This window comes from Blastocatellia bacterium (assembly GCA_035573895.1).
Classification (GTDB): domain Bacteria; phylum Acidobacteriota; class Blastocatellia; order HR10; family HR10; genus DATLZR01.
Genome location: DATLZR010000040.1, coordinates 55,517 through 64,207, shown reverse-complemented (window position 1 = coordinate 64,207; position 8,691 = coordinate 55,517). Strand labels below are relative to the sequence as shown.

The window sequence follows — 8,691 nt, the reverse complement described above, 5'->3', positions numbered from 1 at the left end:
CTCGTTGAACTCCGGTCGCCGATAGGCATGAGCGAGCACGGCGGCCATTTTCACCGCCTCTTCCACCGGGCCGATGACGAGGAATAACACGAGAATCTGGCTGAACGGATTCACCCCGAAGACGCTGCTGACGACCAGCGTCCCCATGGTGTTGAAGACGAGCGCCGCTACCGTCGCCGCCGCGCCGAGCAGAAACGTCAGGATGACCGTGCGCCACGGCTCGCGGTCGTACCAATCCTGAAACCAGAACCAGGCGAGCCAGATCGCGCACGGCAGGACCGAGAGTGCGAGTGTCTTCATACCCCGTTCACTCTCCGTGAGGGGAGAGTCATCACCTCCCTCACTGCACGCGCTTGACGATCACGAGCGTCATATCGTCGGCCGGGCGCGCTTTGCCGACGAACTGGCTCAAGGCTTCGTCAATGCGATCGCGCAGTTGCGCCGGACGGAGATGACGATGCCGTGTCACGACCTCCACCAATCGGGTGACGCCGAATTCCTCACCGCGTTCGTTGACGCTCTCGCTGATGCCATCGCTGAAGAGCAAAAGCACATCGCCGGGATCAAACCGAACGAGTCCTTCCTCGTAACTGATCGCTTCGCTGATCCCCACCGGAATGCCTCCGATGTCGAGCGTCTCCAGACGCCCGTCGGCGCACACGAGCAACGGCGGATTGTGCCCGGCATTGGTGTACCGCAAAACGTGCTCGCGCGGATCGAGTTCTCCGTAAAAGAGCGTCACGAATTTATTCATCGGCGTGTTTTCGCAGATATAGCGGTTCACCGCTCCGATCTTTTCGGCAATGGAAGAGGACGTGAGAGCCTGGGCCCGCACGCTGGCGTGCAAACTCGACATGAGCAGAGCCGCATCCATGCCTTTGCCCGCCACATCGCCCAGACCGATCCCGAGACGACCGCCGGCGAGCGGGATGAAATCGAAGTAATCGCCGCCGACTTCATAGCAGGGGAAGCTGATCCCCGTCAGATCGTAGTTCTCGACTGTCGGCGGGGTCACCGGTAGGAGTCGAAACTGAATATCGCGGGCATTGTTCAGTTGCTGTTTGATGCGTTCGCTTTCGATGCGCTGTTCGAGCAGCAGGGCGTTCTCGATCTTGATGGCGGCCACCGACCCGATCGTCGTCAGGAGCTGCAGGTCCTCGTCGCTGAAGCAGTTGACGTTCATGGGACTGTCAACGTAGATCATGCCGATGACCTGATTGTTGACCGACAGCGGAACGGCCATGATCGAGCGAATCCCGCTGAGCAAGATGGACTCGCGCTGGCGAAACCGCTCGTCGGCCAGCGCATCGGAGGTGAGGACGGAACGTCCGCGTCCGACGACTTCTTCGGTGATCGAGCGGCTGATGGTCACCACGCTCTCCACCTCCGCGGGTTCCCGGCCCCGGTAGCAGGCGACCTTGCAGATGAGATCACCCTGACCGGTCTCGCGGAGAAAGAGGAAGGCGCGATCCGCCGGAATGGCGTCGAGCACGAGCCCGACAATCTGTTTGAGCACTTCGTCCAGAGAGACCTGCGATAGCAGCGCCAGTCCCACCTGGCTGATGACGGCGAGGAGTTCTTTGCTCCGGGCGACCTCCGGCGAGATCTCTTTCCCCCCGGCGGTGCGTACGGTTTCGATCACCGACAGCAACTCCGGCGCTGGCGTGACCGGCCGTTCGGCGGAGGATACCAGAGTCTCCGGCGTGGCGATGATTTCGGTCGTCGAGACTTTCTCCCCGGCCACCGTCTGCGACGTGGCCAGAGGAGTAGCGGCCATCGGATGAATCTCGATGAGCGTCTCGCCGATGTGCAACCGATCGCCGGGAAAGATCTGGACCGTGCCGCTGATGCGCACGCCGTTGACGAAAGTTCCGTTGGCACTGCCGAGATCGGTCAGCCAGCAGGCCTTCCCCTCGCAGCGAATCTCGGCATGCACGCGAGAAGCAAAGGGGTCCTCCAGGCATACGTCATTGCGCACCGACCGTCCCAGCGTCACGCGCAACTTGGTGACGTCAACCGTGTACGGTTGCTTGCCCGGCGTTTTGATAAGCAGCTTGACCATGGCGCCTCACTTTCACCACCACCGTTCGAGCGATTTTATCATGCCATCCTTGATGAAGGGGATCAATGAAAATCCAGAAAAAGCCCAATCCCAGCGGGAGGGCCGAGAGCACATAGCCCGCTGTGTTGCGGAGGAGGCAGCGGGCCGGACGGGCCGCCTCGCCCGTGTCCCGCACGAGCCGAATCCCCACCAGCTTCATCCCCGCCGACTGCCCCCGGAGTGGGATCAGGACATACTCGTTGAGGACAAACGCGGCGGCCAGAGCGAGCCCGGCTACCGTCCCGAGCTGGTTGATCGTGGGCGTCTCTTTGATGACCGTCGTCAGCACCAGAGCCGCAAAAGCGACGCCGAGCGACAGGAGCGCATCAAGCAGGGCGGCTTCCACGCGCCAGAGCCCGTCGGCGATTTCCTCGATCTCTTCTTCGCCCTCTTCAACGGTCTCCGCCCAGGGGATGGTGATGACCTGCTGAGCGACAATCACGCGGTGATCCTTCGCGGGCGACTCTTCCGAGGAGGCACTCGAAACGGAAGAATCCTCTGTGGCGGCTGGTGCCGGGGCTAGAGAGTTCATTGGGGACGAGACAGCTTTTGCCGGCAGAGGCGAGGCGGAGTCCGAGACATGGTGTGGTGCGGGCTCTTCCGTGGGGAACGGTTCCAGCCGCGCCCCACAGGCGCGACAATACTTGGCCGTCGGCCGCTGGGGCGTTTGACAGCGGGGACACCGTCGTTCCATATCTTCACCCGGCCCGGAACAGCAGCCGGACCTCACCCAGGCGCAGCAGGTCTCCGTCCCGCAGCGGATAGGGCGTCTGCGGTGTGAGGAGAATCGTCTCGTTGAGCAGCGTTCCGTTGACGCTTCTCAAGTCCTCGACGAGATAGCGATCGTTTTCCCGCCAGATGCGGGCATGACGGCGCGAGACTTTCGCCTGAGGATCATGACGAGAGAGATCCACCTCGGGGAAGACGCCGCTGATCGGATCGGTCCGACCGATGAGATTCGATTCTTTGCTGAGCGTGTAGCGGTCGCGCACCTCGCTGCCATCGGGACTGAGTACGAGCAGCGCGGCGGTGGATCGAAGGGGTTCGATCTCCAGCGGCTGTCGGGCCCCGCAGGAGGCGCAATAGAGATCGTCGAAGCCGATCGGCACGCCACACTGACTGCAAAAGACCTTCTCCGTCCGATGACTCGTATGACCCATTTCCCCGCCACCGATGCGCACCAGGTCGCCGAAGGCTTCCTGACGGGCGGCCTCGAATCGCTCGCCTCGCGCCTGCTGAAGGAAGCGCAGATGGTCCTCCAGGGCGCGTTTCATCTCCTGCGCCGACGCAAAGCGATTGGCGGGCGAATATTCGACGGCCCGCATGAGAATCTGCTCCATCTGCGGCGTGATGTCGGGATTGAGCTGGCGCGGCGTCGGATTCTTAGTGAAGTCGAAGATCAAAAGCGGCTTATCCCGAGGATCCACTCCCGTGAGAAAATGGAACATCGTCGCGCCCAGCGAATAGAGGTCCGACCGGGGCTCAACCTGACCGGAGAAAAGTTCGGGCGGCGCGTAACCCATCGTTCCCACCGCCGTCACGCCTTTCTGCTGCGGTCCGACCCGTCGCGCGATGCCAAAATCAATGAGCATGACGCGATTGGACTCGGGATCAATCATCAGGTTGGCCGGTTTGAGATCGCGGTAAATGATGGGCGGCTGGCGATGATGCAGGTAGTCGAGCACATCGCAGATCTGAATCGCCCACATGGTGACGGTCACCTCATCAAACTTTCCGCCCACGAGTTTCTGTCGCGTGGCCAGATCGCCGCCCGAGATATACTCCATGACGAGGTAGTACCGCCCGCCCTCGACAAAGTGATCGTAGATGATGGGAATGGAGGGGTGCTTGAGACTGGCCAGCAGCGTGGCCTCCCGGCGAAAGTCCTCGATGCTCTTTTCCCGTAGCGCCGGATCGGAGAACATCTCCATCATCTCTTTGACGGCGCGCAGAGCATCACCGAGATTGCGGTCGTAGGCTTGATAGACGTTGCCCATGCCCCCGCCGCCAATGCGTCGGATGATTTCGTAGCGGTTCTGAAGCAGCGTGCCGGGAGGTAATTGGGCCATGGATGCAGCGACCGGCTCAGGACCGGCAACGGGAGGACGCGACCGACCGATCCCACCGGGCTGACGGGTGCCGCATTCTCCGCAGAAGAGATCTTCGGGTTCGAGAGGGGCCCCACATCGAACACAAAATCTCATAGCCTGTCACTGATTAGGTTGCTCGCGGCTCCTCGATGTAAAATCGCAAAAAAGTTTTTCCCACGATAATCTCATCGTCATGGTGGAGGGGATAAAGCTGACCGGGAACAAGCCGGCTCCCACGATTGATGAACGTTCCGTTGGTGCTCCCCAGATCTTCGATGAGGAACTGGCCGTCCTGATAGACGATGCGCGCGTGACGGCGGGAGACTTTGGCATCGGGATCCTCTTCGTCCAGGTCCACATCGGGGAAGATTCCCCGATCGGCATCCCATCGGCCAATGAGTGCCTCGCGCTCAGTGATGGGAAACTCGCGTCCGATGCGTCCGCCCCGCGTGATGACGAGCTTGGCCATCGGCTGCCGCTGCTGCGCTGATGCCGCAACCGAGCGCGGCACGACCGACGTGGGCTTTTGTCTGCTCACCTCCAACGTGCGCAGCCGATCATCCTCGTGGTCGGGCGCCGGTGAGGAGTTACGGCCAACGCGACTGAATCTCTCCTCCGGCGGTGTTCCGGGCGCGGGTGAGGGAATGCTGGACGGGGTGGCGGACCGAGCATTCCCGCTGCGCTCAACCGCAGGGGTGGCCGGACCGAGCCTGGCCCCACATTCATCGCAGTATTCGGATCCGGCCAGATTATCAGTTCCACACGTGTCGCAGCGGATCATCTCCCGATACCTCCTTTGTCGTCACCTTCCGGTCGTCCCGGCCTCGTTGTGCTGGCCCCATCCACACAATATCAGCCCTTAGCATAACACAAAACGGAAGGAGCGGCAAAAACGCGCGACTGTGAGCGAACGCTGTTCTCTCGTCATGCGAAAGCCGTCGCGTCGCTGGGGGGTAGGAGCGATCTCTCCGAAAAATAGCCAGGGGCGCACGCCTCTGACGGGCTTATTGACTCTGACTGTCAGGCCCAGGCTCAAGAAAGGCTCCCGGATTTTCATTGTTTCTGGGCAAAGCCGGAATCCACCAGTAGCTCCTCGAAAATCGCGGACGTGCGAGGTGCCCCTCTGGGGTGATTACTCATGCTCGCTCGTTTTGACCTGTGGCGAGGACCGTTGGTGCAGCGGTGTCACATGCGCCCCCGTCCTTCCCCTCGCTCTTTTGACAGGGTCCCACCCCGGGCACGATCAATCGAAGGGGAATTGAACTCTCACAATCTGAGCCTCAGGTGGTGAAGTGTGGAACCGGAAGAAGTGTTCTCTCGTAAAGAGGGGAGCAATGAGGCGGGCAACGGAAATCCTCGCACAAGAGGGCGACGGGGAAGTAAGGATCCCGCCCTCCCATGAAGCTTGCACTTTTGATGGAGGCCTGAGAGAATGTGCATGTCTTGTCCGGTGAGACGCTATCGGTGGGGTGGGTGTTCCGCCCTGATGCAACAAACGGTGTTTACCAACGGATGAAAAGCGTCAGCTCATTTCACCCGCTGGTGGAGAGCTTGAGATAAGGAGGAATCACCATGATGCGACGAAACATCATCACGGTGCTGTTTGTTCTTACTCTCACGCTGGTGATGGCGGGCCCTGCGAGCCGGGCAGCCTCGCCCGACTGGAAGGGGGTGGCCGTCGAGGGTGTCTTTGCTCAACCGCCGCTGCCCCAGGGCGTTCAGCGGATCACGTCGGTGGAGGGAATCACCGAGTATCGGTTGTCCAACGGATTGCGAGTCCTTCTGTTCCCTGACCCGTCGAAGCCGACGATCACCGTCAACATCACCTATCTCGTCGGTTCCAAGCATGAGAATTACGGCGAGACGGGGATGGCGCACTTGCTCGAACATCTTTTGTTCAAGGGTACGCCGAAACATCCCAACATTTATCAGGAGCTGACCGAGCGCGGTGGACGCGCCAATGGGACGACCTGGTTCGACCGCACCAATTACTTCATCACGTTTCCGGCGAGTGACGCCAATCTCCAGTGGGCGCTGGAACTGGAAGCCGACCGCATGGTGAACTCGTTCATCGCCAAGAAGGACCTCGACAGTGAGATGACCGTCGTGCGCAATGAATTCGAGGCCGGGGAGAATGATCCGTTTAACGTCCTGCTGGAGCGAATGCTCTCGACCGCCTATCTCTGGCACAACTACGGCAAATCCACGATTGGGGCTCGTTCGGACATCGAGAACGTTCCCATCGAGCGATTGCAGGCCTTTTACCGCACCTACTATCAGCCGGACAACGCCATCTTACTCGTCGCGGGAAAGATTGACGAAGCCCGCACGCTGGAACTCATCGCCAGATATTTTGGCCCGATTCCCCGACCCACGCGGACGCTGCCGACGTTTTACACCATAGAGCCGACGCAGGACGGCGAGCGGCTGGTGACGCTGCGGCGCGTGGGTGATGTCCAGCTTGTGGGAGCATGTTATCACATCCCGGCGGGAGCGCATCCGGATTCAGCCGCCTTGGATATCCTCACGCAAATTCTCAGCGACACGCCCTCGGGCCGGCTCTACAAGGCGCTTGTGGAGACGAAAAAAGCGACCCGCGTCTATGGCTTCGCCTTTCAGTTGCGGGAGCCGGGAGTGGTTTTGCTGGGAGCCGAGGTGCGGCAGGATGCTTCGTTAGACGCCGCCCGCGACGCCCTTCTCCAAACGATTGAGGAGTTCGCCAAAACACCACCGACGGCGGAAGAGGTCGAGCGCGCCCGAACCCAGCTCCTCAAGCAGATCGAGCTGAACCTCAATTCGCCGGATCGGGTAGGAATCGAACTGAGCGAGTGGGCGGCGATGGGCGATTGGCGCTTGCTCTTTCTCCATCGGGACCGATTGCGTCGGGTCAGGCCGGAGGACGTTCAACGGGTGGCAGCGGCTTATCTCAAGCCATCCAATCGAACGCTGGGTCTGTTCTATCCCACGCCCGCGCCCGATCGCGCCGAGATTCCGGCCACACCCGACATTGCCGCTTTGCTCAAGGATTACAAAGGAGGTGAGGCTGTCACTGCCGGAGAAGCTTTTGATCCTTCGCCGGCCAATATTGAGGCTCGAACGATCCGAACGACTTTGCCGGGCGGAGCGAAGCTCGCTATGCTGCCGAAGAAGACCCGAGGCAATGCCGTATTCGCCACGCTCGTCTTCCACCTCGGCGACGAAAAAAGTTTGATGAATCGGCGGCTGGCCGGCGAGCTGACCGCTCAGATGCTCATGCGCGGAACGACTCGACGTACGCGCCAGCAGATCCAGGATGAATTCGATCGGCTGAAAGCGCGCATCTCCATCTTTGGCGGCCCGACAATCGTGCGCGCGTCGGTGGAAACCATCCGTGAGAATCTTCCGGCCGTCCTTCGACTGGTGGCCGAGATTCTGCGGGAGCCTTCTTTCCCGGCGGCGGAATTCGACCTGCTCAAACAAGAGCTACTGGCAGGTCTGGAACAGCAACGGAGCGAGCCGGGAGCCGTTGCTGTCCGTGCACTTCGGCGACATCTCAGCCCCTATCCCAGAGGGGATGTGCGTTATGTCTCCACGCTTGACGAGGAGATCGAGGAGCTGAAAGCGGTAACCCTCGACGAGGTGAAGAAGTTTTACGCCGACTTCTACGGAGGACAGTACGGTGAGATCGCCGTCGTCGGCGACTTCGATGACAGAGAGATCGCGACGCTGCTCGGCGAGCTGTTCGGCAGGTGGAAGAATCCTCGCCCCTTTAGCCGGATCGTCAGCGTTTATCGAGATGTCCCGGCGATCAATCAGTCCTTTGAGACGCCCGACAAAGCCAACGCCTTTTTCTTCGCGGGGATGAACCTCAACGTGCGTCAGGATGATCCCGATTATCCGGCACTCGTGCTGGGGAACTACCTGCTCGGAGGAGGATTCCTCAACTCGCGCCTGGCGGTGCGCCTGCGACAGAAGGAGGGATTGAGCTATGGTGCTGGTTCAGAATTGCAGGCTGATCCGTTAGACAAAGCAGGTATCTTCCTCGGCTACGCCATCTACGCGCCGCAGAATGTGGCCAGGCTCGAAACCGCCTTCAAGGAGGAGATCGAACGGGCGCTTCGTGAGGGTTTTACCCCCGATGAAATCAAGGCCGCCAAGACAGGCTGGCTGCAGGCACAAGAGGTGAGTCGCGCTCAGGAGCGGGAACTCGTGGGACGACTGGCTATGTACTTGTTCCTCAATCGCACGCTGGCCTGGGATGCCGAGCTGGAGAAGAAGATTCAGGCGCTGACGCCGGAAGAGATCGTGGCTGCCTTGCGTCGTCATATTGATCCGTCCAGGATCTCCATCGTGAAGGCAGGCGATTTCGCCAAAGCGGCAAAATCCGAGGCGAAGAAGTAGCCTCCTCGATGGGTGCGGACGACATCTCACCACGGATGATCCGGACGTGGGCAGATGATCCGTATTCATCGGTGTCCATCAGATGGTGAGATCTCGGAGAAAAGGAGAAGATCGCCCATG

General features: G+C 60.5%; 6 protein-coding genes. 1 reads left to right on the top strand and 5 read right to left on the bottom strand.

Annotated elements, in window-relative coordinates; all coding sequences use genetic code 11:
* The 5 genes from VNM72_04580 to VNM72_04560 form a co-directional block, all read right to left on the bottom strand.
* On the bottom strand, positions 1 to 300 hold a 300-nt coding region (locus VNM72_04580), incomplete at its 3' end, for a PrsW family glutamic-type intramembrane protease (protein ID HXF04675.1).
* Positions 301 to 340: 40 nt separating this feature from the next.
* On the bottom strand, positions 341 to 2,062 hold the full coding sequence (locus VNM72_04575; protein ID HXF04674.1) for a SpoIIE family protein phosphatase: 1,722 nt from the start codon (positions 2,060 to 2,062) through the stop codon (positions 341 to 343).
* A complete protein-coding gene (locus VNM72_04570) occupies positions 2,013 to 2,543 on the bottom strand; it encodes an RDD family protein (GenBank protein HXF04673.1) in 531 nt (176 codons plus the stop codon). The genes VNM72_04575 and VNM72_04570 overlap by 50 nt, the downstream gene beginning before the upstream one ends.
* 256 nt (positions 2,544 to 2,799) lie before the next feature.
* Positions 2,800 to 4,305 carry a protein kinase gene (locus VNM72_04565; GenBank protein HXF04672.1) on the bottom strand — a complete coding sequence of 502 codons (1,506 nt, stop codon included), beginning with the start codon at positions 4,303 to 4,305 and terminating at the stop codon, positions 2,800 to 2,802.
* A 13-nt stretch (positions 4,306 to 4,318) separates the two neighbouring features.
* The gene (locus VNM72_04560; protein ID HXF04671.1) at positions 4,319 to 4,972 is read right to left on the bottom strand and encodes an FHA domain-containing protein; all 654 of its coding nucleotides are present in this window, start codon (positions 4,970 to 4,972) and stop codon (positions 4,319 to 4,321) included.
* Positions 4,973 to 5,763: 791 nt separating this feature from the next.
* Here VNM72_04560 and VNM72_04555 point away from each other — a divergent pair.
* Complete coding sequence (locus tag VNM72_04555; protein ID HXF04670.1) at positions 5,764 to 8,571, top strand: pitrilysin family protein; 2,808 nt, start codon at positions 5,764 to 5,766, stop codon at positions 8,569 to 8,571.
* Positions 8,572 to 8,691 lie beyond the last annotated feature (120 nt).